Consider the following 24,220-nt stretch of genomic DNA (forward strand, 5'->3'; position numbering starts at 1 on the left):
CAGGCATGTCGACTATTAACAGCCACTGATGGTCCAACCGTGAAAGCCCGGATAAAGTCCGTGGTAATACGAGATTCACACAGGCGAGGTATGCGATGTCCCGCATGATCCGTTTCCACAAGTTCGGCCAGGCCGATGTGCTCCGTTGCGAGGAGCAGGCCGAACCGTCCCCGGCCACCGGCGAGGTGCAGATCCGCGTCGAGGCGATCGGCATCAGCTGGTACGACGTGCTCTGGCGGCAGAACCTGGCGCCGTCCCAGGCGCGGCTGCCGGCGGGTATCGGCCATGAGATGGCCGGCGTGGTCACCGCGGTCGGCGAGGGCGTGGACGATATCGCGGTGGGCGACCGGGTCGCCAGCTTCCCGGCCACCAGCCCCAACGATCATCCGGTCTACGGCGACGTGATCGTGCTGCCGCGCAGCGCCATCACCCGTTACCCGGACGTGCTGACCCCGATAGAGGCCAGCGTGCACTACACCCCGCTGCTGATCGCCTACTTCGCCTATGTCGACCTGGCCCGGGCCAAGGCCGGGCAGACCGCGCTGGTCACCGACGCCAGCCACTGCGCCGGGCCGGCCTTCGTGCAGCTGGGCAAGGCCCTGGGGCTGAAGGTGTTCGCTGCCACCAAGGAACCCGAGCAGCGTGAATACCTGCTGAGCCTGGGCGCGGACAAGGTAATCGTCACCGAGGAGCAGGACCTGCTGATGCAGGTCGGCAAGTACACCGATGGCCGTGGCGTGGACATGGTCCTCGACGGCATGGGCGGCCCGCAGATGTCGCTGCTCGGCGATGTCCTGGCGCCGCGCGGCAGCCTGGTGCTGTATGGCCTGCAGGGCGGCAACCAGACGCCGTTCCCGGCCTGCGCGGCGTTCCAGAAGAACATCCAGTTCCATGTGCACTGCATCGGCAACTTCACCGGCAAGCCGGAGCTGGGCATTGCCCAGGACCAGGTGGCGTTGCAGCGGGCCTTGCGCGACATCAACCAGTTCACCGCCGACCAGCTGCTGACACCGCAGATCATCAAGGTGTACCCGTTCGAACAGGTGGTCGAGGCGCACCGGCATATGGATGCATGCCCTTGCGGCGGACGGGTGGTGCTGGACATGGGCGGGCAGGGCTGACGCTGCCGACGCCAGCGCCGGGCGAGCCCGCTTCTAGCGCTGCGGCATGAAGCCCGCCCTGTAGGGGTGGGCTTTGCCTTGTGGCCTCGCCGCCAAATACAGCTCATTTTCCTACCCGGTTTTGGGAAGTTTCCTTCAAGCCCGGTCAGCTATTCATCTGCCAGAATCGGACTTCAATTCGAAGCCGTCAGGGAGATGGAGCGATAGCATGACCGAAACCCACGACCAAGCCATGCACTATATCTACCAGCAGGTCCTGCAGCGCCTGCTGGAGCACATGAGCCAGGCCCAGCGCGCCTCGGTGCAGTTGCTGATCCAGCGCCTGCTGGTCATCGCCGGTGGCCAGAACTGCATCGGCAACCTGCGGGTACTGGCGCTGCACGGCGTGGATCGGCGCAGCGCCCATCTGCTGGCTTGCCTGCGCGCCGCGCAACTGAGTATCGCCATTCGCCACGCCGCCACTTTCCGCCTGCGGGTGCTGGCGGCCCGCCTGCCCACCCTCGACGACACCGCCCTGGCCCTTCACGACCGTTGCTTCAGCGCACTGTTCCTGCACGATGATCCGCGGGTGGAGCTGTTGCGCGCCGATGGCGGGCAGCTCGGCCCGTTTGGTGCCCGGCAGGCCTGTTCGGCCGAACAATTGGCCGCTGCGGGTAACGCTTGGCTGCTGTTCGGGCACCTCGCCGGCGGGCAGCCGGGGGCGTTGCTCGGGGCCAGGGGATATCTGGATGTGGGGGCCAGCCTTGGGCAGGTGCTGGGTGGGCAAGGCGGCGAGCAACTCCTGGTCAGCGCCGCGCCGCTTGCCCAGCGCCACCGCCTGCTGGCCTGGGGGCGGCGTTGCCTGCGCCATAGCGGGGAGGTCGCGCACACCGTGACCCCCCACAGCGTCCTGGCCGCGGGTGTCGAACAGCTGCACCAGGTGCTGTCCGACCCTTGGCAGCCGCCGACAGCGCCCAAGCACGATCAGCCCTGGAGCGATACCCACCTGATGACGGTGGAGGATCTGCTGCGCCATCCCGATGACGGCGGGCACCTTGACCGCATGCTTGGGCGGGAGGAGGCGCAGGCCTGGCATGCCCAGGGGCCGGCCGGGTTGTTCGACCCCTTGCCGCTGGCCCACCTGCATGGCCTCAAGGCGCAGTACCTCGAGCAGCGCACCTACCGCGAGGGCGCGCAGGCGTTCTACCAGCGTTTGCGCCAGCCGGCGGTGGCCTGGCCGCAGGGGCGGGCATTGCGCGACGAGGCGAAGGCGCGACTGCTTGCGGCATACGGCGTCAATGAAGCGCAGCTGGTTTGCCAACTGTTCACCCCCTTCGACGCGCAGGGGCACAACCTCGAAGCCTTCGTGCTGCGCTGTCATCCTGGTATGCGCGTGGCGTTGCCGTACCTGCACCGTGCCCTGCAGGGCCGCACTTGTCCGGAGCCTGTCAGCCAGTGGCTGGTGGACACCAGCGGCCTGCAGCTTGTGCAGTTGCGGGCGCTGTACGCCGGCACGCTCGGCAGCCAGGCACGGCGCCTGTACCAGTTGCTGGGGCGGCGCGACCTGTGGCTGCGGCCGCTGCCGGCTGGAGCGTGGAGCAGAGCGTGACCGTTGATCCAGCGCGCTTGCCCCAGCGGGTAGTCTGTATGTATAACCAGTGCTTGTTTCCCGTATCCGACCTGCACCGTGATCGCCCATTCCGTCGATGATCCCTTGTACTACCTGTATAACTTCCGTCAGGTCCTGAGCTGGGTCGGGCAACGCTACGCCGACCTGCTGGACCGCGACGAGCATGCTTTCATCGAGGCGTTCAGCAAGCTGCCGGTATCCGCGCAGGCCTTGCTGGTACGGATGGTCATGCGCAAGGGCGAGTGGTTTCGCAGTGACAAGCTCGACTATGCCGAGATCGGCGATACCGACGCGGCCCTGGAGCCGTTGCTGGCTTTGGGCTGGGTAGCAGCCGACGCACCGTTGGCCGTCGAGCAATTGTGGGCTTTGCTGCGCAAGGACGAGTTGGCCGGACTTTTCGCCGGGACAATTCCCCGGCCTCGGGCCAGCAAGGCCGAATTGCTGGAACAGCTGCAGGCACTCGAGCTGACGCCCAGGCCCCTGGCACAGTGGTGCCCCGATTTCCCGACGCTGATCCTGCACTGGAGCCGGCAGCCGCTATGCGACCGGCTGCGGCTGTTGTTCTTTGGCAACCTGTACCAGAGCTGGTCCGATTTCGTGCTCGCCGACCTGGGCGTGTTCCGTTACGAACAGGTGGCGTTCAGCGCCGACTCGCGAGCTTTGCGCCAGCGTAGCGAGGTCGAACTGGCCATGGCCCTGCACCAGTGCGCCGAGCGCCTCGAACAGGGCGCCGCGCCCACCGAACTGCTCGCGGCACTCGCGGGCCTGGACCACAGCAACCCCTGGTTGGTCCGGAGGCGGGCGCGGCTGCTGTTCAGCATCGGCCAGCAATGCGAGCGCGTTGGCGACTGGGACCTTGCGTTGCAGGTCTATGCCGACTGCGCCCACCCCGAGGCGCGCATCCGCCAGGTCCGGGTCTATGAGCGCAGCGAGCAGTGGCAGCCGGCACTCGCATTGGCCCAGGCCATGGCCCAGGCGCCTGCCAACGCGTTGGAGCGCCAGGCACTGGAGCGCATGCTGCCACGCCTGGCGCGCAAGCTCGGCGGCCCGCCACAGCCGCGTCGGCGCACCAGCGCGGTCACGCTCATCGAGCTGGAACTGCCCGCCGCGATGGCGGCACTGGGGGTGGAAGAGGCGGTGCGTCAGCACCTGGAACAGCAGGGCGGGGCTGTCCACTATGTCGAGAACACGCTGTTCAACAGCCTGTTCGGCCTGCTGTGCTGGGAGGCGATCTTCGCACCGGTCCCCGGCGCTTTCTTCAACCCATTCCAGGCCGGGCCGCAAGACCTGCACGACAGCGATTTCCAGCAGCGTCGCGGTGCACTGTTCGACACCTGTCTGGGGCGCCTGGACGACGGCAGCTACCGTCAGGCCATCCGCGACTGCCATGCGGCCAAGCAAGGGCTGCAGTCGCCGTTCGTGTTCTGGCAGATGCTCGACGAGCCACTGCTCGAACAGGCACTCGAGCACTTGCCGCCCGAGCATTTGAAAGCCTGCTTCCTGCGTTTGCTGCAGGACATCCGCGCCAACCGCGCCGGCATGCCCGACCTGATCCAGTTCTGGCCGGGGCAGGGCGGCTATCGCATGGTCGAGGTCAAGGGGCCGGGCGACCGCCTGCAGGACAACCAGCTGCGCTGGCTCGAGTTCTGCCACGCCCACGGCCTGCCGGTGGCGGTCTGCCATGTGCGCTGGCAGGCCACGCCGGCATGAGTTACACCGTGGCCGTGCGCGCCCTGTGCGAATTCAGCGCCAAGGTCGGTGATCTCGACCTGCGCTTCACGCCGTCGCCCAGTGCCCAGGAGGGCATTGCCGGGCACCGCCGGGTGGTGGCCAAGCGCGGCGCCGGCTATGAGTCGGAGGTGGCGCTGGAGGGCGAATATCAAGGGCTGCGGGTGCGCGGCCGTGCCGATGGCTACGACCCGGCACGCAACCGGCTGGAAGAGATCAAGACCCACCGCGGTGACCTGGCCCGCCAGCCCGACAATCACCGCCAGCTGCACTGGGCCCAGGCCAAGGTCTACGCCTGGCTGCTGTGCCAGGCGCGGCAGTTGTCGGCGATCGATGTGGCGCTGGTCTATCTGGACGTCGACAGCGACGCCCAGACCGTGATCAGTGAGCATTACGGCGCCGACGACCTCGGGCGCTTTTTCCAGGCGCAGTGCCAGCGTTTCCTGGCCTGGGCGCAGGCGCAGGAGCGACGCCTGGCCGAACGTGACCGGGGCCTGCAGGCCCTGAGCTTTCCTTACCCCGCGTTCCGTCAAGGCCAGCGGCAACTGGCCGAGACCCTGTACAAGGCGGTGAGCACCGGCCGTTGCCTGATGGCCCAGGCCAGCACCGGCATCGGCAAGACTCTCGGCACCCTGTTTCCGCTGCTCAAGGCCGTGGTACCACAGCAGTTGGACAAACTCTACTTCCTCACGGCCAAGACCCCGGGGCGAGCCCTGGCCCTCGATGCGCTGCGCCAGATCACCCGAGCATCACCGCAACCGGCCCTGCGCAGCCTGGAGCTGATCGCCCGCGACAAGGCCTGCGAGTACCCGGGAAACGCCTGCCATGGCGAGTCCTGCCCCTTGGCGCGGGGCTTTTACGACCGCCTGCCGGCCGCCCGTGAAGCGGCCGCGCAGGTGCCGCTGCTTGACCGCGCCAGCCTGCGCGAGGTGGCCCTGGCGCACCAGGTCTGCCCCTATTACCTGGGGCAGGAGATGGCGCGCTGGGTCGACCTGTTGGTAGCCGACTACAACTACTACTTCGACGCCCATGCATTGCTGTTCGGCCTGGCCCAGGCCAACCAGTGGCGCACGGCGGTGCTGGTGGACGAGGCGCACAATCTGGTCGAGCGGGGCCGGCAGATGTACAGCGCCAACCTCGACCAGGGCCAGTTGCTGGCACTGCGCCAGGGCAAGCCGGCCGGCCTGGGCAGCGCCCTCGACCGGCTGAATCGGCAATGGAACGCGTTGTATAAGGCGCAGGTCGCGCCGTACCAGGCCAGTGAACAGTTGCCCGACGCCTTCCTGCGCGCCCTGCAGCAGTGCATCGGGCTGATCCAGGAACGCATGAACCAGGCGCCCGCCGAGGTCGAGCCCAAGGTGCTGGAGTTCTACTTCCAGGCCTTGCAGTTCAGCCGTATCGCCGAGCTGTTCGACGAGCATTTCCTGTTCGATATCAGCCCGCGTAACGGACCCCGTGGGCGGCGCCTGGCCACGTTGTGCCTGCGCAACGTGGTGCCGGCCCGGCTGCTGGGCCCCCGCATGAGCGCGGCGCGCAGCGTCACGCTGTTTTCCGCGACCCTGAACCCCCGGCACTTCTACGCCGACCTGCTGGGCATGCCGGCCGATACCGCCTGGCTGGAGGTCGCCGCGCCGTTTCGCGCCGAGCAGTTGCTGGTGCGCATCGTCAGCGACGTGTCTACCCGCTACCAGCAGCGCCAGGCATCACTGGCGCCGATCGTCGAGCTGATCGCCGCCCAGTTTGCCGGCCAGCCGGGCAACTACCTGGCCTTCTTCAGCAGCTTCGAGTACCTCGAACAGGTAGCGCGGCTGCTGGCCGAACGCTACCCGGCGCTACCCGTCTGGCGCCAGTCCCCCGGTATGGACGAGGCCAGCCGCGAGGCCTTCCTGGCGCGCTTCGTGGAGCACGGGCAGGGGGTGGGCTTCGCCGTGCTCGGTGGCGCCTTCGGCGAGGGTGTCGACCTGCCGGGCACAAGGCTGATCGGTGCTTTTGTCGCCACCCTCGGCCTGCCCCAGGTCAATCCGGTCAACGAGCAGTTCAAGCAGCGCCTGGGCCGGCAGTTCGGCGCCGGTTTCGACTATGCGTATCTCTACCCGGGGGTGCGCAAGGTGATCCAGGCCGCAGGCCGGGTGATCCGCGGCGACCACGACCGTGGCGTACTGGTGCTGATCGACGAGCGCTTTGCCGAACCGCGGGTGCGGCAGATGTTCCCCGGCTGGTGGCAATTGGCGTGAACGCCGCCATCGCCTGGCGCTGAAACTCCCAGTACACTGCGCGTTCAAACACCAACATCCGTTGATTTCGAGGTTCCGCATGACGCTCAGTCCTTTGGCAGGCAAGCCGGCTCCGGCCAGCGTGCTGGTCGATATCCCCCGCCTGTTGACCGCTTACTACACCGGCCGTCCCGACGCCGCGGTGGCGGCCCAGCGCGTGGCCTTCGGCACCTCGGGCCACCGCGGCACTTCGTTTGAGCTGAGCTTCAACGAATACCACGTACTGGCGATCACCCAGGCCATCTGCCTGTATCGCCAGGAAAAGGGCATCGACGGCCCGTTGTTCATCGGTGCCGACACCCACGCGTTGTCCGCCCCGGCCGCCGCCAGCGCCCTGGAAGTGCTGGCCGCCAACGGCGTGCAGGTGATGCTCAGCAAGGACGATGAGTACACCCCGACCCCGGCGGTGTCCCATGCCATCCTCTGTTACAACCGTGGCCGCCAGCAGGGCCTGGCCGACGGCATCGTCATCACCCCGTCGCACAACCCACCGCAGAGCGGCGGCTTCAAGTACAACCCGCCCAACGGTGGCCCGGCCGACAGCGATGTGACCAAGTGGATCGAGGCCAAGGCCAACGAGCTGCTGGCAGCCAACCTGGCTGGCGTCAAGCGCATGGACTACCAGCAGGCGCTGGCGACGCCGACCACCCAGCGTCACGACTACGTGAGCAGCTATGTCGCCGACCTGGAAAACGTCATCGACTTCGACGTGATCCGTGGCGCCAACCTGCGCCTGGGTGTCGACCCATTGGGCGGCGCCGGCGTGCGCTACTGGTCGGCCATCGCCGAGCACTACCAGCTGAACCTGGAAGTGGTGAACACCGAGGTCGACCCGACCTTCCGCTTCATGACCGTCGACTGGGACGGGCAGATCCGCATGGACCCGTCCTCGCCTTACGCCATGCAAGGCCTGATCGGCCTGCGCGAGCGCTTCGACGTGGCCTTCGCCTGCGACCCGGACCACGACCGCCACGGCATCGTCACCGCCGACGGTCTGCTGCAGCCGAACAACTACCTGGCCGTGGCCATCGACTACCTGTACCGCAACCGCCCGCAATGGCGCAGTGATGCGGCGGTAGGCAAGACCGTGGTCTCCAGCGGTCTGATCGACCGGGTCACCGCCGCGCTTGGCCGTGAGCTGTATGAAGTGCCGGTGGGCTTCAAGTTCTTCGCCCAGGGCCTGTTCGACGGCTCGCTGGGCTTCGGTGGCGAAGAGAGCGCTGGCGCCTCGTTCCTGCGCAAGGACGGCTCGGTCTGGGCCACCGACAAGGACGGCCTGATCCCGGCGCTGTTGGCGGCCGAGATGACTGCCCGCACCGGGCGCAACCCGAGCCAGATCTACGCCGACCTGACCGCCAAGCTGGGCAAGCCGTACGCCACCCGCGTCGAGGCCAAGGCCGACGCACGGCAGAAGGCGCTGCTGAGCAAGCTGGCGCCGGAGCAGGTCAAGTCCACCGAGCTGGCCGGCGAGCCGATCCAGCAGATCCTCAGCCATGCTCCGGGTAACAACCAGGCCATCGGCGGCCTGAAGGTGATGACCGAGAACGGCTGGTTCGCCGCGCGGCCGTCCGGTACCGAGGATATCTACAAGATCTACGCCGAAAGCTTCATCGACGAGGCGCACCTCAAGCGCCTGGTGGCCGAAGCCCAGGTGCTGGTGGACGCGGCGATCGCCTGATCGACGCTGATACACATCGCGGGGCAAGCCTGCTGCCACTGCCTGCTTCGTTCAGGCGGGGGAGCGGGCTTACCCCGCGATGCGTTGGGTTGTTCCACTGATGGAACGATCCATGTCATTTCAGCTATCTACCGCAGTATTGGCCTCATCTGTAAGGTGTAACCCATCAACAGGAGGCTTCTCATGAAAAAGATCCAGGGTATCCACCGCAGCCCCAACGCCCACTGGGTGGGCGACGGCTTCCCGGTGCGCAGCCTGTTCACCTACGACCACCTGGCGCGGCATATCAGCCCGTTCCTGCTGCTGGACTATGCCGGCCCGCATGACTTCGCCCCGACCACGACCCGGCGCGGTGTCGGCCAGCACCCGCACCGCGGCTTCGAGACCGTCACCATCGTCTACCAAGGCGAAGTGGAGCACCGCGACTCCACCGGCGCGGGCGGCCTGATCGGCCCGGGCGACGTGCAATGGATGACCGCGGCGGGCGGTATCATCCACGAGGAGTTCCATTCCCCGGCCTTTGCCCGTAGCGGCGGCACGCTGGAGATGGTGCAGCTGTGGGTCAACCTGCCGGCCAGGGACAAGCGTGCCGCCGCCGGCTACCAGACGTTGCTGGCCAGTGACATTCCGCTGGTGACGCTGGAAGGCGAGGCGGGCAGCCTGCGGGTGATCGCCGGGCGTTACCTTGACCATCAGGGGCCGGCGCGCACCTTTACCGAGATGGACGTCTGGGACCTGCGCCTGAAGGCCGGTGCCACGCTGCAACTGCCGGTGGCCGCCGGGCGCAATGCCGCGCTGGTGGTGCTGCGCGGCACGCTGCGGGTCAACGATGAGCGCGAAGCCGGTGCGGCCAGCCTGGTATTGCTGGAGCGCGATGGCAGCGATGTGCGCCTCGAGGCACTGGAGGACGTCAGTGTGCTGCTGCTCAGCGGCGAGCCGATCGACGAACCCATCGTCGGGTATGGCCCGTTCGTGATGAACAGCCAGGCCGAGATCGCCGAGTCGTTCGATGATTTCCAGGCCGGGCGGTTTGGGCAGATGGGCGGCGTCGAACTCGGCGCCAATCGCTGAAAACGCATCGCGGGGCAAGCCCGCTCCCACAGAGGTAGGAGCGGGCTTGCCCCGCGTTTTTTTAGCGCGTCACACCTGATCCGGCACCACCGCGATCACATCGATCTCCATCAGCCACTCGGCCTGCGCCAACCCCGCCACCACCAACCCGGTGGAAATCGGGAACACGCCCTTGAGCCACTTGCCCACTTCCTTGTACACCGGTTCGCGGAAGCGTGGGTCGGTGATGTAGGTGGTGGTCTTGACGATATGCGACAGGTCCGAGCCTGCCTCTTCAAGCAACTGCTTGACGTTCTTCATTGCCTGTTCGGCCTGCGCCTGCGGGTTGCCCAGGCCTACCAGGCGGCCTTCGAAATCGGTGCCGACCTGCCCGCGCACGTAGATGGTGTTGCCGGCGCGCACCGCCTGGCACAGGTCGTTGTCCAGGGTCTGGTTGGGGTAGGTGGCCTTGGTGTTGAACATGCGGATGCGAGTGTGAGTGGGCATCAGTGGGCTCCGAAGGTGCTGACGTTGCTGATCGAGGGTTGCTGCTCATCCGCCGTGCGCTGTTCGCGGTCGCGGTAGGCCAGGTAGGTGCGCTGGGTGGCGATGTGACCGGCGACGTGCTTGGCGTCGTGCCACACGCCCCAGATGAATGACGAGCCGCGGCGCGACAGCCAGGGCAGGCCGAGGAAATACACGCCTGGTTCTTTCGACACGCCACGCTGGTGCTGCGGCTTGCCGTTGGCGTCGAAGGCGTCCACCTGCAGCCAGCTGAAGTCCACGCCGTAGCCGGTGGCCCAGATGATGGTGGTGACGTTGGCCTGGGCCAGGTCCAGCTCGCGCAGCGGGTTGCTGACGCAGGCCGGGTCGGGCAGGCGCCTGCGCGCTTCGGGCTCCAGCGGAAGGTCCAGGCCGTTGCGTTCGACATAGGCGTCGGCGGCGTCCAGCAGGGCCAGGTAGTTCTCGTCGCCGCGGTTGATGTTCTCGGCCAGGTTGTCCTGGAAGCGCGCCACGCCGCCCTCGAACGACTGGGTCAGGCCGACCAGGGTCATGCCCTGGTGGGCGAGGGCGCGGAAATCGACGGTGTGGCCGCCACGGGCGCCGGACACCGCAATGGTCACGTGCTCGCGGCCGGGCTTGGCGATCTCGGCATCCCATTCGCCGAGCACGCCCAGCCACCAGCAGAAATCACGGTTGCGGTAGCTGCGCGGTGGGCGGTCGTGGGCGCCCACCGACAGGTACACCTGGCGCCCGGCGCGCATCAGCTCCTCGGCGATCTGCACGCCGGAGGAGCCGGCGCCGACCACCAGCACCGCGCCTGCCGGCAGTTGCTCGGGGTTGTAGTAGGCGGCGGAGTGGATCTGATGCAGGCCGTCGTCCTTTGGCGCAATGGCCGGGATCACCGGGCGCTGGAACGGGCCGGTGGCGGCCACCACGCGGTTGGCACGGATCACGCCCTGGTTGGTTTCGATGGTGAAGCCCGGGCGGTCGGCGTTGCGCACCACCTGCTTGACCTCGACGCCGGTGCGTACCGGCAGGTTGTATTTGCGTACGTACTGCTCGAAGTAGTCGGCGACCTGGTCCTTGCCGGCGAAGGCGTCGGCGTCGAGGTCGAATTCCAGGCCCGGGAAGCGGTCGTGCCAGACCGGCCCGTTGGCCACCAGCGAATCCCAGCGCCCGCTGCGCCAGGCCTCGGCGATGCGCTTGCGCTCCAGCACCAGGTGCGGCACGCCGAGCTTGCTCAGGTGTTCGCTCATGGCCACGCCGGCCTGGCCGGCGCCGACGACGAGGGTGTCGATTTCGATGTTGTTCAGTGTCATGTCCCAGCCCTTCTTCAGCGGCGTTCTTGTTCAGGTCGGTGGGGACCGCCTTTGCCTGGGGCCAGACTAGGGATGGGCGGGAAATCGCGAAAATAGTATTTAGCTGGGGCTTGCCGATAAATTGGCGAAGGGTGGGAAGGGCTCGACCGGGTTTTATGTGATGCGTGGGAGCGGGCTTGCCCCGCGATAGTGCCCGCGAGGCCATCGAAGAGGGCTTTGGCCGACCTCATCGCGGGGCAAGCCCGCTCCCACGGGGTCTACTTGGCGCCGCCATAGTTTTTTCCTGCCCTGTACCGAGGAAAATGTTGGTTTCGCCGCTGCCTTGGCCCGCCGAGAATGCCGGTAACTCAACACAGGAGCTGCACCATGACCTTCTCCATCATCGGCCGCTGCCAGGAAACCGGCCAGGTCGGCATCGCCATCAGTTCATCGAGCATCGCCGTCGGCGCCCGTTGCCCGTGGGTGCGCGCCGGGGTCGGTGCCGTGGCCACGCAGAACATCACCCTGCCGGCCCTCGGCCCGCAGATCCTCGATGCCCTGGAACAAGGCCAGCTGCCGCCCGCCGCGGCGCTGGACCGGGTGCTCAGTGCCAATGGCTGGAGCGAGTACCGCCAGGTCACGGTGATCGACAGCCACGGGCAGGTGGCGCTGTTCACCGGCAAGGAGGCGCTGGGCACGCACCATGCGGTGGCCGGTGAGCAATGCGCGGCGGCCGGCAACCTGTTGTCGTCGCAGGCGGTGATCGCGGCCATGGTCACGGCGTTCGAGCAGGCTGGTGGCCACCTGGCCGACCGCCTGCTGGCGGCCATGCACGCGGCCATGACGGCCGGGGGCGAGGCGGGGCCGGTGCACTCGGCGGCGCTGAAGATCGCCGGCGAGCTGACCTGGCCGCTGGTTGATTTGCGAGTGGACTGGAGCGAGCAGGACCCGATCGCTGAACTGGACACCCTGTGGCAAGCCTATCGCCCACAGATGCAGGACTACGTGACCCGCGCGCTGAACCCGACCGCCGCGCCCAGCTACGGAGTGCCCGGCGATGAGTGAGGCCAGCAGCCGAGCGCTGCTGGATCGGCTGGTCGGCTTCGCCACGGTCAGCCGTGATTCCAACCTGGAGCTGATCGCCTTCATTCGCGATTATCTCGCCGGGTTTGGCGTTCACAGCGAGCTGTTCCACAACGACGAAGGCACCAAGGCCAACCTGTTCGCCACGATAGGCCCGCTTGACCGGGGCGGTGTGGTGTTGTCCGGGCACACCGATGTGGTGCCGGTCGACGGCCAGGCCTGGAGTGTCGAGCCGTTTCGCCTGAGCGAGCGCGACGGGCGCCTGTATGGCCGCGGCACGGCCGACATGAAGGGCTTCATCGCCTCGGTACTGGCGGCGGTGCCGGCGTTTCTCGCCCAACCCCTGAAGATGCCGGTGCACCTGGCATTCTCCTATGACGAGGAAGTCGGCTGCCTGGGCGTGCGTTCGATGTTGGCGGCGTTGGCACGGCGCCCGCACAAGCCGCGCCTTTGCCTGATCGGCGAGCCCACCGAGCTCAAGCCGGTGCTCGGGCACAAGGGCAAGCTGGCCATGCGCTGCGAGGTGCACGGTGCTGCCTGCCATTCGGCCTATGCCCCCTATGGTGTCAATGCCATCGAGTATGCGGCGCGGTTGATCGGCAAACTGGGCGAGATCGGTGATGAGCTGGCGCATCCCGAGCATCATGATGGGCGTTTCGACCCACCGTTCTCCACGGTGCAGACCGGGGTGATCAAGGGCGGGAGGGCGCTCAACATCGTCCCCGAGGAATGCGAATTCGATTTCGAAGTACGCGCCTTGCCGGGCTTCGAGGCCCAGGTGGTGGCGGACCAACTGCAGACCTATGCCGAGGCCGAGCTGCTGCCGCGCATGCGCGCCGTCAATGCGGCCAGCGCGATTCGCTTGCGGCCGTTGAGCGCCTACCCGGGGCTGGCCACGCCTGCCGCCAGCGAGGCCGCGCAACTGGTGGCGTTGCTCAGTGGCTCGGATGACTTCGGCACGGTGGCGTTCGGCACCGAGGGCGGGTTGTTCGACCAGGCGGGGATTCCCACCGTGGTTTGCGGGCCGGGGAGCATGGAGCAGGGGCACAAGCCCGATGAGTTCGTCAGCGTCGAGCAGTTGCGCGGCTGTGATGCGATGCTGCGGCGCTTGGTCGAGTACCTGGCGCAGGCATGATCGATCGCGGTGCACACCCGCCCCAGCCGGGGCGGGGACCCTGTCGATTGTTACGCCGGCACCATCGCAAAGCCCACGCCGAAGCGGTTCCAGGCATTGATGGTGGCGATGGCCAAGGTCAGGTTGGCGATTTCCTTGGCACTGAAGTGCTCGAGCAACGCCTGGTACTCGTCTTGCGGCGCGCCGCGCTCAGGCAGGCGGGTCAGGCTCTCCACCCAGGCCAGGGCGGCACGTTCGCGTGGGGTGAAGTAGCGGGTCTCGCGCCAGACGCTCAAGGTCTGCAGGCGCGCCTCGGTTTCACCGGCCTTGCGCGCATCATTGGCGTGCATGTTGACGCAGTAGGCGCAGCCATTGACCTGCGAGGCGCGCAGGCGGATCAGCTCGAGCAGCGAGTGTTCCAGGCCCGAGGCAACCAGCGCCTGTTCGAGGCCGATCATGGCCTTGTAGGCTTCCGGCGAGTGTTTGGCCCATTCGATACGGTCATGCATGGTGAGGCTCCAAAGGTGTGCAGGTGGCAAGTGGCACTACCTTAGCGCCCAGTCGTGCCGTGCCGAATAGCCAATCCCGCGCTTTGCCAGGAGGCCAATCGCGCATTTGGATGGCCACTGACAGGCATCCAATCTCTTCATTTCTGTCGGGGCGTCGCAGCCGGGATAATGGCCGGGTCAATACCGGAGAACCGTTTCATGTCCGCAGATCGCTACATGCGCGAGGCCCTCGAACTGGCCCGCGCCAATATCCAGGCCGGCGGCCGCCCGTTCGGCGCCGTGCTGGTCTACCAGGGGCAGGTGATCGCCCGCGCCGTCAATGAGATCCACAGCACCCAGGACCCGACCAGCCACGCCGAGATGCAGGCCATCCGCCAGGCCGCCCAGGTCCTTGGCAGGCCGCGCCTGGAAGGCGCCGAGATCTATGCCAGCGGCCACCCGTGCCCGATGTGCCTGGCAGCCATGCACCTGTGTGGCATCGAGCGTGCCTGGTTCGCCTACGACAACGACGAAGGCGGGCCCTATGGCCTGTCCACCGCCGCGGTGTATGCGCAGATGGCCCGCCCGCCGCAGCAGCAGAGCCTGCCCTTGCGCCCACTGAAACCCACGGGGGAGAGCGGCCTGTACCGTGAATGGCAGCAGGCCAGCCAAGGATGAGGGGCGCGCTGAACCTGTTGCTGGTGGTGCTGTTGGCCCTGAACCTGCGGCCGATCCTCACCAGCATTGGCCCTTTGCTCGAACCCATGCGCCAGGGCACCGGCCTGGGTTACCAGCAGGCGGCGTTGCTGACCGCGCTGCCGGTGCTGTGCATGGGCCTGGTGCCGTTGTTGCAACCCTGGCTGCGGCGCTGGTTGAGCGAGCATGGCGGCATGCTCGCGGGGCTTGCGGCCATTGCCCTGGCCTGCCTGTGGCGCCTGCAGCTGGACAGCGCCTGGGCGTTGATCGCCAGCGCCGTGGTCGCCGGCTTGGGCGTTGCCGTGGTGCAGGGCATGATGCCGGGGCTGGTCAACCGCTGGTTCCCCCGCCGCCTGGCGGCGAGCATGGGGCTGTATTCGGCGGCGTTGATGAGCGGCGGTGGTTTGGCCGCGGTGCTCGGCCCTGCGCTTGCCGCACACTTCGGCCATTGGCAGTTCGGCCTGGGCCTCTGGGCGCTGCCGGCGCTGCTGGCAATGGCCGCCTGGGTGCTGCTGCGTCCGCGCCAGCACACGCCAAGCCTGGCTGCCGGCAGTGGCGGGCACTGGTTCGGCAACCGCCGGGCCTGGCTGCTGGCGTTGTATTTCGGGCTGATCAATGGCGGCTATACCAGCATGGTGGCGTGGCTGCCGGCCTATCACCTGGAGCACGGCGGCACGGCCCAGGGGGGCGGTGAGCTGGTCGGCCTGATGACCATTTTCCAGGTCTGCGGTGCCCTGGGCCTGCCATTGCTGCTGCGGCGCCTGGTCGATCGGCGGCCCGGCCTGTGGCTGGCCTTGCTGATCCAGCTCGGGGGCTTCCTCGGCCTGCTGCTGGCGCCGGCCAGCGCCATGGGCCTGTGGGTGGCGATGATCGGCCTGGGCCTGGGGGCCTGTTTCAGCCTCAGCCTGACGCTGACCCTGGAGCACCTGCGCAGCCCCGGCGAAGCCGGCAGCCTGGCGGCGTTCGTCCAGGGCGTGGGCTTCATTGTCACTGGCATCGTGCCGTACATCACCGGCTGGCTGCGCGATGTCAGCGGCGACTTCCAGGCCTCCTGGACCTTGCTGGCCTGCACCGTGCTGGCGATGTTGCTGGTGACCGCGTGCTTCGCGCCGAAGAGCTACGCCAGGGCGATTGCCCGTGGCCAGCAGCCCGCTGAAGCGCTGGTCAACTGAGGCGCTGCAGGGTGTCGGCGACGCGGTCCAGCGCCGGGTCGATATCCAGCAGCTCGATGGCGCCAAAGCCCAGCAGCAGCCCCGGTCGCACCGGGGCTTCGCTGAAGAACGGCGCCAGGGAGTAGAGGCCCACCTCCACCTTGCGCGCCAGGTTGATCAGCAACTCGACATTCACTCCCGGCTTGGCCAGTGCGCTCAGGTGGAAGCCGGCGCTGGTCGGCACCGCGTCGAACCACGGCGCCAGGTCGCCGCCAAGCCGCGCCAGGATCCGCTCGCGGCGTGCGCTGTACACCTCGTGGCAACGGCGGATGTGCTTGTTCAGGTGGCCTTCGCCAAGGAACCGCGCCAGCGCCCATTGTTGCAGGGTCGGGCTGTGCCAGTCGCTCAGGTGCTTGGCCACGCAGGCGGCCTGCAGCACGGCGGGCGGCAGCACCGCGTAGCCCAGGCGCAGTTCGGACAGCAGGGTCTTGGAGAACGTCCCGACATACGCCACCAGGCCATGCCGGTCCATGCGTTGCAGGGCCTCGGCGGCAGGCCCCTGGTAGCGGAACTCGCAGTCGTAGTCATCCTCGATGATCAGCGCACCCAGCTCGGCGGCCCGCGCCAGTAGCGCCTCGCGCCGTGGCGCGGCCATGGGCATGCCCAGCGGGAACTGGTGCGAGGGGGTCACGTAGATCAGCCGGGTGCCATCCTCGATCTGCTCCACGCACAATCCCTGGTCGTCCACCGGCACTGACTGCAGGCGTGCGCCCAAGGCTTGGAACAACTGCCGGGCCGGTGGGTAGCCCGGGTCTTCCATGGCCACCTTGCAGCCGGGCTCGACCAGCACCCGGGCAATCAGGTCCAGGGCTTGCTGGGCGCCGTTGCACACCAGCACATCGCTGGGCGCGCACTGGATGCCGCGGGTGAAGGCGATGTGATGGGTGATGGCCTCGCGCAACTCGGGCAGGCCCTGGGCGGAAAACTGCCGCTCGGGGTGGCGCTGGCTGCGGCGCAGGGCGTAGTTCATGCAGCTGCGCCACTGATCGTAGGGAAACTGCGACTTGCTCGAGGCGCCGCCGATGAAGTCATAGCGCGAAGGCGCGTCCAGCGCCCGCTGGGCCAGTACCGTGGCGCGCTGGCGCCAGCGTTCGAGGGTGTCGGCGGCGGCCAGCGGGATGTGCTCGCTGTCGCCCTGGCGCAAGGTGTGGCGTGGGGTGATAAAGGTGCCACGGCCAACCACGCCGCTGAGCAGGTTGTCGTAGGTCAGGCGTGAATAGGCTTCGGCCACGGTCTTGCGCGAGACCCCCAGCTGTTCGGCCAGCAGGCGGGTGGGCGGCAGTTGCGTGCCGGCGGCGAGGTGGCCGCTGTCGATGCCGGCGCGCAGTTGCCGGTAGAGCTGCTCGGCAAGGCCTTTGCGGCCATCGAGGCGGATGTGCAGTTCCATCGTGGGAAGGGTCCGAAGCGCAGGGATGTAGAAGCTTCGGGGTTTATCGGCAAAGCCGCAAGGGCCGCAGGCGCGAGCCAGGTCCGCGCCTGCGGGCAGCGGGTGTTCACAGGCGGGCGGTACTGATGGTGATGTAGCCTTTTTCGGGCAGCGCGATGCGGATCACCGTTTCGTCGTCGCAGGCCTTGCGTTTCTGCCTGATGCACACGCCATCCACCGTCGCCTCACGCATGCGGGCGGGGATGGCGCGGCCCTTGGTGTCGAAGAAGGCCTCGCTGGCGAGCAGTTCGACGCGCTCGATCAGTTGGCGGGTGTGCTCGTCGGTGGCGCAGAAGAAGCGCACACCGGACAGGTGCGGGTTGTCGTCGGGGTTGCTGACTTCATGGGCCAGCAACTGGCGCAGGGTATGGCGCAGTTCGCGGGTAGGGCGGTCGTGTGTGGGCATGGCATGGCCTCGTCTGGATGGGGTTGGCCGCGCCAGGGCGGCCGTAACGTCTCCAGGTCGGATGATGTTTCGCCGCGGATGTGGCAACAATCAAGAAGCGTCCTTGCTTTCGGTAGGAGGGTTCCGAAAATACAGGCAGGAGGTTGAACATCGCCTTGATCCGCGTCAGCTCCAGCACCTGTTGCCGAGGCCGTTCATGCCCAGTCAGACGGACTACAGCGTTGCAGTGCGCTTGGCATCGAGCGCTGCCTCGACGATCTCGATCCAGTGCCGCACCGGTGTTCGCCCGGCGCTTCCAAGGTGCACCTGGCAACCGATGTTGGCCGTGGCAATGACCTGTGGGTTGCCGCTCTCCAGGGCATTGATACGCTCATCGCGCAGTTGCCGTGCCAGCGTCGGCTGGGTCAGCGAGTAGGTGCCGGCCGAGCCGCAGCACAGGTGACCATCGGGCACCGCGGTGAGGTGAAAGCCCAGGCGCGTCAGCAGGCCCTCCACCACGCCGCCGAGCTTGAGGGCGTGCTGCAAGGTGCACGGGCAGTGGAAGGCCAGGCGCTGCTCGGCGCACAGCCCCAGATGTTCGAGCGGCTCGGCCTGCAGCACCTGCACCAGGTCACGGGACAGCGCGCTGACCTTGGCGGCCTTGGCGGCGTAACGCGGGTCACCTTCGAGCAGGTGGCCATAGTCGCGCACGAATGCGCCGCAGCCGCTGGCGGTCTGCACGATGGCCTCGGCGCCGGCCTCGATGGCCGGCCACCAGGCGTCGATGTTGCGTCGGGCACGCTCCAGGCCGCGCGCCTGGGCATCCAGGTGATAATCCACGGCGCCGCAGCAACCGGCCTCGGCTATCGGTTCGACACTGATGCCGAGGCGGTCGAGCAGGCGTGCGGTGGCGGCGTTGGTATTGGGTGAGAGCGCCTGCTGCACACAACCTTCAAGCAGCAACACGCGGCGGGCGTGCCCCGCTGACGGGCGCTGCCCGGCGGCGGCGATCCGCAGCGGCAGCTTGGCCTTGAGGTTGGCCGGGAGCAGGGGGCGCAGGGCAAGGCCGCTGTGCAGCAGGGCCCTGAAAAGCGCCGGCCTCGGCACTACCGCACGCAAGCCACTGCGCAGCAGGCGCTGGGCCAGAGGCCGCGGCACCTGGCGGTCGACCACGGCGCGGCCGATGTCGAGCAGGTTGTGGTACTGCACCCCGGAGGGGCAACTGGTCTCGCAATTGCGACAGCTCAGGCAACGGTCCAGGTGCGTCTGGGTGCTGGCGCTGATCGGTTCGCCTTCGAGCACCTGCTTGATCAGGTAGATGCGCCCACGTGGGCCGTCCAGCTCGTCGCCGAGCAGCTGGTAAGTTGGGCAGGTGGCGGTGCAGAAGCCGCAGTGCACGCAAGACCGCAGGATGCGCTCGGCCTCGTCGGCGCGGGCCAGGTGGCGGGCGGAGTCACTCAGTCGGGTTTGCATGCCGCGGCCTCACAAGTGTGCATACAGGCGGCCAGGGTTGAAGATGCCCTGGGGGTCGAGTTGGCGCTTCAGCGCCTGGTGGTAGCGCAACGTCATCGGGTCCAGCGGCGCGCTGCTGTCGTCGCCGGGCGTGTAGGCGGTGGCATGGCCGCCGGCTTCGGCCACCAGGGCGCGCAGGCTGGCCGCAGGCGCCTCGGACTTGAGCCAACGCTGGGCGCCGCCCCAGTCGATCAGCTGCTGCCCGGGCAGGTCGAGCACGCCGCAGGTGATGGGCAGGGACAGCCGCCACAACGTGGCCGGCGCGCTGAAGAACGCCAGGCGTTGCTCGCGCAGGTCGCTCCAGTAGCGCGGGTCGAGTACCTCACCGCCCAGGCGCTCGCGGGCCGAGCGCACCGAGCCTTCGCCGCCCTCCAGGCGCAGGTGCAGCGCCTCGCCGTCGTGGCTCGCGGCGCTGATCGGCAATGGCTGCTGGCCCCATTCGGCCAGCCTGGCCAGCGCCTGGCGGGCATCCATTTCCAGGCGCAGGCCCAGGCACTGGCGCGGCCTGGGCAACACCTTCAACGAAACCTCGGTGAGCAGCCCCAGGCAACCGAAGCTGCCCGCCATCAGCCGCGATACGTCGTAACCGGCGACATTCTTCATCACCTCGCCGCCGAAGCGCAGATGCTTGCCGTGACCGGTGATCACCCGGGTGCCCAGTACATAGTCGCGCACCGCGCCTGCCCAGGGCCGGCGTGGCCCCGAAAGCCCGGCGGCGACCATGCCGCCCAGTGTCGCCTCGGGCCCCAGGTGCGGCGGCTCGCAAGGCAGCATCTGCCCGGCCTCGCGCAGCGTCGCCTCGATCTCCCGCAGCGGCGTGCCGGCGCGGGCGGTGAGCACCAGTTCGGTGGGGGCGTAGCTGACGATGCCACGGTGCCCACGGGTGTCGACCAGATCGCCCGCCACCGGGCGGCCGAGCATGGCCTTGCTGTTGCCGCCCTGGATGCGCAACGCGGTGCCCTGGCGCAACGCCTGGCTGACCTGCTCCAGCAGTTGCTGGCTGAGATCCGTGCCCATCAGAAGCGCTCCAGGTCGGGGAAGGGCAACTGCCCATGGTGCACATGCAGCGCGCCGAACTCGGCGCAGCGCTGCAGGGTGGGGATGTTCTTGCCCGGGTTGAGCAGGCCCCGTGGGTCGAAGGCGGCCTTGACCGCGTGGAACAGGCTGATCTCGTCGCTGTTGAACTGGGCGCACATCTGGTTGATCTTCTCCCGGCCCACGCCGTGCTCGCCGGTGATGCTGCCGCCCACCGCCACGCACAGCTCGAGGATCCGGCCACCGAGGGCTTCGGCGCGCTCCAGCTCGCCGTGCAGGTTGGCGTCGAACAGGATCAGCGGGTGCATGTTGCCGTCGCCGGCATGGAACACGTTGGCGACCCGCAGGCCGTATGTCTCGGACAGTTGGCTGATGCCAGCGAGCACCCGCGGCAGCTCGCGCCGCGGGATGGTGCCGTCCATGCAGTAGTAGTCCGGCGAAATGCGCCCCACCGCCGGGAAGGCGTTCTTGCGCCCGGCCCAGAAGCGCACGCGCTCGGCTTCGTCGCAGGCCAGGCGCACCTCGCGGGCACCGGCCTGGCGCAGCACGGCATCGACGCGGGCGCAGTCGTCGTGCACATCGGCCTCGACCCCGTCCAGTTCGCACAGCAGGATCGCCGCCGCATCCACCGGGTAGCCGGCGTGGATGAACGCCTCGGCGGCGCGGATTGCCAGGTTGTCCATCATCTCAAGGCCTGCGGGGATGATCCCGGCGGCGATGATATCGGCCACCGCGCGCCCGGCGCCCTCGACGCTGGCGAAGCTGGCCAGCAGCACCCGCGCCACTTGTGGCCTGGGCAGCAGCTTGACGGTGACCTCGGTGACGATGCCGAGCATGCCCTCGGAGCCGGTGAACAGCGCCAGCAGGTCGAAGCCGGGACTGTCCAGGGCGTCGCTGCCGAGGATCAGGCGCTCGCCTTCGACGGTGAGGATCTCCACTTTCAGCAGGTTGTGCACGGTCAGCCCGTACTTCAGGCAGTGCACGCCGCCGGCGTTCTCGGCGACATTGCCACCGATCGAGCAGGCGATCTGCGAGGAGGGATCCGGCGCGTAGTACAAGCCGTGGGGGGCCGCCGCCTGGGAAATCGCCAGGTTGCGCACGCCAGGCTGGACCCTGGCGAAGCGGCCCTGCGGGTTGACTTCGAGGATGCGCTTGAAGCGCGCCATGACCAGCAGGATGCCCTGGCTCAGTGGCAACGCGCCGCCCGACAGGCCGGTGCCGGCGCCCCGTGCCACCACCGGCACACCGCGCTGGTGGCAGAGCCGCAGCAGTGCCTGTACCTGTTCCAAGCGTTCGGGCAGTGCCACCAGCAGGGGCAGTGTGCGGTAGGCCGAGAGGCCGTCGCATTCATAGGGCTTGAGGTCTTCGCTGCGGTGCAGGATGTCCAGGTCGGGCAGGGCTTCACGCAGCGCGTCCAGCAGTGCCGACTTGTCCACGCCTGGCAGCGGTCCATCGACACGTTCGTCGTAGAGAATGCTCATGCAGGCCTACTGCGCCAGATGGCGGATCATCGCCACCGTCAGGTACAAGCGCGGCGCCACGCTGGCGATCTCCATGTACTCGTCGTCGCCATGCAGGCCGGCGCCGACCACGCCCAGGGTCTCCAGCACAGCCGGCTTGTCGCTGTCGGGCACGTAGGCGTAGCCGGCGTCGGTACCGAAGCGCATGGCGATTGGCTGCAGTTGTCGGTCGACCTTGCTGTACAGCTGTCGCGCAGTTTGTGCCAGCTGCGTCGAGGCCTCGTTCTTCGCCAGTGGCGGGCGGCCTTTTTCCATGACCAGTTCGACCTGGGTATCGGCGACCAACTGCTGCTTGATGATCCGCAAGGCATCCTCCTGCACCCGCTCGGTCTCGCTCAGGTCGGAATAACGCATGTCGGCCTCGGCGCTGGCCAGGGCAGGGATGATGTTGGCCTTCTCTCCGGCCTTGGCAAGGGTCCAGTTGACGGTGGTGCCCTTGTCCTTGTCGCCGAGGGCATTCAATTGCAGCAACTGGTGCGCCAGCTCGATCAGCGCATTGCGCCCGGCCTCCGGCGCGGAGCCGGCGTGGGAGGCGCGGCCGTTCACCGTGAGTTTCAGGCGGTTGATGCCGTTGGTGGCGACGGTCACCGCATCCTTGTCCGGTGGCTCGTAGGAAAAGACGAAGTCGTGCTGGCGCGCCAGCTCGGCGATAAGCTGCCTGGAGCCTGCCGAGCCCATTTCCTCATCCGGGTTGAACAGCACGGTGAGGGTGCGATAGCCCTTGTACTGCTGGTCCTGCAGCAGCTTCAGCGCATGCAGGATCATCGCCACGCCGCCCTTGGCATCGGCCACGCCAGGGCCATAGGCGCGTTCGCCTTCGATACGGAACGGACGCTTGGCCACGGTACCGGGGCCGAACACCGTGTCGTAGTGGACCATCAGCAGGAAATCCTTGCTGCCGGTGCCCTTGAATGTGCCGACGATGTTGTCGCCCACCGACGGCGTGGCCGGTTGGGTGGTGACCTTGGCGCCGAGGGCCTGGAGACGCTTCACCAGCTCGGTGCCGACCTGTTTCAGGCCCGCCTCTGTACCGGTGCCGGTGTCTACCGAAACCAGGGTCTTGAGGGTTTCCAGGTAGTGCGGCTGTTCGGCCTGGGCCTGCTGGAGCAGGTCCTGGGGCGTGGGCTCGGCGGCCTGGGCGGTGGTGCAGGCGAGGGCAAGGGCCAGAGTGCAAAGTCGCAGATGCATGGGCAGGGTCTCGTTGTCATGAACCCTTCAGCGTAGACCCTACCCGATGAATGGCCGCCCGAGCCGTTGCAGCTACAGCCCGTAACGATGCGCCAGACATGGTTGCGACTCCGAGGGTTGGGGGAAGGCCAGGCTTTACCGGTGACGGAAATGACCCATACAGTACGAATTTGAGACATGCTCCGGAGTGTGCCCATGCATCGGGTCGGTTATCTGTCGTACGAAGGTTTTCAGGTGATGGCGCTGGCCTCGCAGTCGGTGTTCGAGATCGCCAACCTGCTGGCCGGGCGGCCGGTCTATGCCCTGGGCAATTTCAGCCTCGCCAGCGGCAAGCTGCGTTCGCCCCTGCGCCTGGCCAACGAGGTGCCAGCATGAAGAAGCTCGTGCGCATGGACGATCTGCAGGTGTTCGTCAGCACCGTGGAAACCGGCAGTTTCTCCGCGGCGGCGCGCCAGCTGGACATCTCGCCGGCCCTGGCCAGCGGCGCGGTGCAGCGCCTGGAACGCAGCCTGGGGTTCCGCCTGCTGGTGCGTTCGACCCGGCGTCTGCGTCTGTCCGATGAAGGCCAGCGCTACCTGCCCCATGCGCGGCAGGTGCTCGAGGCTCTGGTGGAGGGCGAAATGGCCCTGGAGCAGGGGCGTGAAGAGATCGGCGGGGTACTGCGCCTGTCGATGCCCTCGGACCTGGGGCGCAATGTGCTGCTGCCCTGGCTCGACGAGTTCCAGCGGCAGCACCCGGGCATCAGCCTGCAGCTGCGCCTGAGCGACCAGGTGGCGGACATGGTTGGGGATCGCCTGGATGCCAGTATCCGCTATGGTCAGTTGGCCGATTCGGGCCTGGTGGCCCTGCCCCTGGCTCCGGACAACCGCCGCACGCTGTGCGCCGCGCCGAGCTACATCGCCCGCCATGGCACGCCGCGCACACCGGAGGAACTGGCCGGGCACAACTGCCTGCGCTATGTGATGGGCGAGCAGACCCACGAACGCTGGGGCTTCCACTTGCCGGACGGGGTCAGGACGGTGAGCGTTTCGGGCGACCGCAGCAGTGACGACGCCGATGTGGTCCGCCGCTGGGCGGTGGCGGGGCAGGGGATCGTCTACAAGTCGCGGCTGGATGTGCTGGCCGATGTGCGGGCCGGGCGGCTGGTGGAGCTGTTTCCAGCGGAATGCGGCCAGGCGGCGCCACTGCAACTGGTGTGCGTGCACCGCCAGGCAGTGTCGCCGGCGATCCAGCGGTTGCGGGGCTTCCTGCGGGAGAAGTTTGCCCAGTTGGGCTAGCAAGGCGCCTGCAGGTGCGTCATC

Annotated in this window: 21 protein-coding genes; 12 read left to right on the forward strand and 9 right to left on the reverse strand. The window is 67.7% G+C overall.

Annotated features, from left to right (window positions below):
- The first annotated feature begins 95 nt into the window (after positions 1-95).
- From ABZO33_RS07535 to ABZO33_RS07560, 6 genes are all read left to right on the forward strand, one after another.
- A complete protein-coding gene (locus ABZO33_RS07535; protein ID WP_414535505.1) occupies positions 96-1,121 on the forward strand; it encodes a zinc-dependent alcohol dehydrogenase family protein in 1,026 nt (341 codons plus the stop codon).
- A 208-nt stretch (positions 1,122-1,329) separates the two neighbouring features.
- Positions 1,330-2,709: a hypothetical protein gene (locus ABZO33_RS07540; protein WP_414535506.1), complete on the forward strand. Its 1,380-nt coding sequence runs from the start codon at positions 1,330-1,332 to the stop codon at positions 2,707-2,709.
- 78 nt (positions 2,710-2,787) lie between these two features.
- Positions 2,788-4,440 (forward strand): VRR-NUC domain-containing protein, encoded by a 1,653-nt coding sequence (locus ABZO33_RS07545; RefSeq protein WP_414535507.1) that lies wholly within the window; start codon positions 2,788-2,790, stop codon positions 4,438-4,440.
- Complete coding sequence (locus ABZO33_RS07550; protein WP_414535508.1) at positions 4,437-6,692, forward strand: ATP-dependent DNA helicase; 2,256 nt, start codon at positions 4,437-4,439, stop codon at positions 6,690-6,692. The genes ABZO33_RS07545 and ABZO33_RS07550 overlap by 4 nt, the downstream gene beginning before the upstream one ends.
- Positions 6,693-6,771: 79 nt before the next feature.
- On the forward strand, positions 6,772-8,409 hold the full coding sequence (pgm, locus tag ABZO33_RS07555) for a phosphoglucomutase (alpha-D-glucose-1,6-bisphosphate-dependent) (RefSeq protein WP_414535509.1): 1,638 nt from the start codon (positions 6,772-6,774) through the stop codon (positions 8,407-8,409).
- Positions 8,410-8,592: 183 nt separating this feature from the next.
- The gene (locus ABZO33_RS07560) at positions 8,593-9,480 is read left to right on the forward strand and encodes a pirin family protein (RefSeq protein ID WP_414535510.1); all 888 of its coding nucleotides are present in this window, start codon (positions 8,593-8,595) and stop codon (positions 9,478-9,480) included.
- Positions 9,481-9,549: 69 nt separating this feature from the next.
- Here the strand turns inward: ABZO33_RS07560 and ABZO33_RS07565 are convergent, their stop codons facing one another.
- Both ABZO33_RS07565 and ABZO33_RS07570 read right to left on the reverse strand, forming a co-directional pair.
- Positions 9,550-9,966 carry a RidA family protein gene (locus ABZO33_RS07565; protein ID WP_414535511.1) on the reverse strand — a complete coding sequence of 139 codons (417 nt, stop codon included), beginning with the start codon at positions 9,964-9,966 and terminating at the stop codon, positions 9,550-9,552.
- A complete protein-coding gene (locus ABZO33_RS07570; protein WP_414535512.1) occupies positions 9,966-11,282 on the reverse strand; it encodes a flavin-containing monooxygenase in 1,317 nt (438 codons plus the stop codon). Before ABZO33_RS07570 ends, ABZO33_RS07565 begins: the two co-directional genes overlap by 1 nt.
- Before the next feature lie 366 nt (positions 11,283-11,648).
- Here ABZO33_RS07570 and ABZO33_RS07575 point away from each other — a divergent pair, with 366 nt between their 5' ends.
- Positions 11,649-12,326, forward strand: coding sequence for a DUF1028 domain-containing protein (locus ABZO33_RS07575; RefSeq protein WP_414535513.1), 678 nt, complete (start codon positions 11,649-11,651; stop codon positions 12,324-12,326).
- Entirely contained in the window at positions 12,319-13,479 is a 1,161-nt protein-coding gene (gene argE / locus ABZO33_RS07580; protein WP_414535514.1) for an acetylornithine deacetylase, read from the forward strand. Before ABZO33_RS07575 ends, argE begins: the two co-directional genes overlap by 8 nt.
- 50 nt (positions 13,480-13,529) lie before the next feature.
- On the opposite strand, the gene ABZO33_RS07585 is transcribed toward argE, so the two are convergent.
- On the reverse strand, positions 13,530-13,967 hold the full coding sequence (locus tag ABZO33_RS07585) for a carboxymuconolactone decarboxylase family protein (RefSeq protein WP_038705936.1): 438 nt from the start codon (positions 13,965-13,967) through the stop codon (positions 13,530-13,532).
- A 198-nt stretch (positions 13,968-14,165) separates the two neighbouring features.
- On the opposite strand from ABZO33_RS07585, the gene ABZO33_RS07590 reads away from it, so the two are divergent.
- Both ABZO33_RS07590 and ABZO33_RS07595 read left to right on the forward strand, forming a co-directional pair.
- Positions 14,166-14,624, forward strand: a complete 459-nt coding sequence (locus ABZO33_RS07590; RefSeq protein WP_414535515.1) for a nucleoside deaminase — start codon at positions 14,166-14,168, stop codon at positions 14,622-14,624.
- A complete protein-coding gene (locus ABZO33_RS07595) occupies positions 14,621-15,814 on the forward strand; it encodes a cyanate transporter (RefSeq protein WP_414535516.1) in 1,194 nt (397 codons plus the stop codon). Before ABZO33_RS07590 ends, ABZO33_RS07595 begins: the two co-directional genes overlap by 4 nt.
- Here ABZO33_RS07595 and ABZO33_RS07600 read toward each other — a convergent pair.
- From ABZO33_RS07600 to ABZO33_RS07625, 6 genes are all read right to left on the reverse strand, one after another.
- Complete coding sequence (locus tag ABZO33_RS07600) at positions 15,807-17,240, reverse strand: PLP-dependent aminotransferase family protein (RefSeq protein ID WP_414535517.1); 1,434 nt, start codon at positions 17,238-17,240, stop codon at positions 15,807-15,809. The two genes, ABZO33_RS07595 and ABZO33_RS07600, sit on opposite strands and share 8 nt — an antisense overlap.
- 106 nt (positions 17,241-17,346) lie before the next feature.
- Complete coding sequence (locus tag ABZO33_RS07605; protein ID WP_414535518.1) at positions 17,347-17,685, reverse strand: hypothetical protein; 339 nt, start codon at positions 17,683-17,685, stop codon at positions 17,347-17,349.
- Between the two features lie 213 nt (positions 17,686-17,898).
- Positions 17,899-19,137 (reverse strand): glycolate oxidase subunit GlcF, encoded by a 1,239-nt coding sequence (gene glcF / locus ABZO33_RS07610; RefSeq protein WP_414535519.1) that lies wholly within the window; start codon positions 19,135-19,137, stop codon positions 17,899-17,901.
- A gap of 9 nt (positions 19,138-19,146) precedes the next feature.
- Positions 19,147-20,193, reverse strand: coding sequence for a glycolate oxidase subunit GlcE (gene glcE / locus ABZO33_RS07615; RefSeq protein WP_414535520.1), 1,047 nt, complete (start codon positions 20,191-20,193; stop codon positions 19,147-19,149).
- Positions 20,193-21,692 carry a glycolate oxidase subunit GlcD gene (gene glcD, locus ABZO33_RS07620; protein ID WP_414535521.1) on the reverse strand — a complete coding sequence of 500 codons (1,500 nt, stop codon included), beginning with the start codon at positions 21,690-21,692 and terminating at the stop codon, positions 20,193-20,195. The genes glcE and glcD overlap by 1 nt, the downstream gene beginning before the upstream one ends.
- A gap of 6 nt (positions 21,693-21,698) precedes the next feature.
- A complete protein-coding gene (locus tag ABZO33_RS07625) occupies positions 21,699-22,919 on the reverse strand; it encodes a M20/M25/M40 family metallo-hydrolase (protein ID WP_414535522.1) in 1,221 nt (406 codons plus the stop codon).
- Positions 22,920-23,114: 195 nt separating this feature from the next.
- Between ABZO33_RS07625 and ABZO33_RS07630 the strand changes: the two genes are divergently transcribed.
- Positions 23,115-23,294, forward strand: coding sequence for a hypothetical protein (locus tag ABZO33_RS07630; RefSeq protein ID WP_414535523.1), 180 nt, complete (start codon positions 23,115-23,117; stop codon positions 23,292-23,294).
- Entirely contained in the window at positions 23,291-24,196 is a 906-nt protein-coding gene (locus ABZO33_RS07635; RefSeq protein WP_414535524.1) for a LysR family transcriptional regulator, read from the forward strand. The genes ABZO33_RS07630 and ABZO33_RS07635 overlap by 4 nt, the downstream gene beginning before the upstream one ends.
- Positions 24,197-24,220: the final 24 nt, after the last annotated feature.

This window comes from Pseudomonas sp. CAM1A (assembly GCF_047501685.1).
Classification (GTDB): Bacteria; Pseudomonadota; Gammaproteobacteria; order Pseudomonadales; family Pseudomonadaceae; genus Aquipseudomonas.

What these genes read in the sequence shown, in the direction of transcription:
- ABZO33_RS07535 (WP_414535505.1), top strand. Translation starts at nt 96, where the DNA reads ATGTCCCGCATGATCCGTTTCCACAAGTTCGGCCAGGCCGATGTGCTC.
- ABZO33_RS07540 (WP_414535506.1), top strand. Translation starts at nt 1,330, where the DNA reads ATGACCGAAACCCACGACCAAGCCATGCACTATATCTACCAGCAGGTC.
- ABZO33_RS07550 (WP_414535508.1), top strand. Translation starts at nt 4,437, where the DNA reads ATGAGTTACACCGTGGCCGTGCGCGCCCTGTGCGAATTCAGCGCCAAG.
- pgm (WP_414535509.1), top strand. Translation starts at nt 6,772, where the DNA reads ATGACGCTCAGTCCTTTGGCAGGCAAGCCGGCTCCGGCCAGCGTGCTG.
- ABZO33_RS07560 (WP_414535510.1), top strand. Translation starts at nt 8,593, where the DNA reads ATGAAAAAGATCCAGGGTATCCACCGCAGCCCCAACGCCCACTGGGTG.
- ABZO33_RS07565 (WP_414535511.1), bottom strand. Translation starts at nt 9,966, where the DNA reads ATGCCCACTCACACTCGCATCCGCATGTTCAACACCAAGGCCACCTAC.
- ABZO33_RS07570 (WP_414535512.1), bottom strand. Translation starts at nt 11,282, where the DNA reads ATGACACTGAACAACATCGAAATCGACACCCTCGTCGTCGGCGCCGGC.
- ABZO33_RS07575 (WP_414535513.1), top strand. Translation starts at nt 11,649, where the DNA reads ATGACCTTCTCCATCATCGGCCGCTGCCAGGAAACCGGCCAGGTCGGC.
- argE (WP_414535514.1), top strand. Translation starts at nt 12,319, where the DNA reads ATGAGTGAGGCCAGCAGCCGAGCGCTGCTGGATCGGCTGGTCGGCTTC.
- ABZO33_RS07585 (WP_038705936.1), bottom strand. Translation starts at nt 13,967, where the DNA reads ATGCATGACCGTATCGAATGGGCCAAACACTCGCCGGAAGCCTACAAG.
- ABZO33_RS07590 (WP_414535515.1), top strand. Translation starts at nt 14,166, where the DNA reads ATGTCCGCAGATCGCTACATGCGCGAGGCCCTCGAACTGGCCCGCGCC.
- ABZO33_RS07595 (WP_414535516.1), top strand. Translation starts at nt 14,621, where the DNA reads ATGAGGGGCGCGCTGAACCTGTTGCTGGTGGTGCTGTTGGCCCTGAAC.
- ABZO33_RS07600 (WP_414535517.1), bottom strand. Translation starts at nt 17,240, where the DNA reads ATGGAACTGCACATCCGCCTCGATGGCCGCAAAGGCCTTGCCGAGCAG.
- ABZO33_RS07605 (WP_414535518.1), bottom strand. Translation starts at nt 17,685, where the DNA reads ATGCCCACACACGACCGCCCTACCCGCGAACTGCGCCATACCCTGCGC.
- glcF (WP_414535519.1), bottom strand. Translation starts at nt 19,137, where the DNA reads ATGCAAACCCGACTGAGTGACTCCGCCCGCCACCTGGCCCGCGCCGAC.
- glcE (WP_414535520.1), bottom strand. Translation starts at nt 20,193, where the DNA reads ATGGGCACGGATCTCAGCCAGCAACTGCTGGAGCAGGTCAGCCAGGCG.
- glcD (WP_414535521.1), bottom strand. Translation starts at nt 21,692, where the DNA reads ATGAGCATTCTCTACGACGAACGTGTCGATGGACCGCTGCCAGGCGTG.
- ABZO33_RS07625 (WP_414535522.1), bottom strand. Translation starts at nt 22,919, where the DNA reads ATGCATCTGCGACTTTGCACTCTGGCCCTTGCCCTCGCCTGCACCACC.
- ABZO33_RS07630 (WP_414535523.1), top strand. Translation starts at nt 23,115, where the DNA reads ATGCATCGGGTCGGTTATCTGTCGTACGAAGGTTTTCAGGTGATGGCG.
- ABZO33_RS07635 (WP_414535524.1), top strand. Translation starts at nt 23,291, where the DNA reads ATGAAGAAGCTCGTGCGCATGGACGATCTGCAGGTGTTCGTCAGCACC.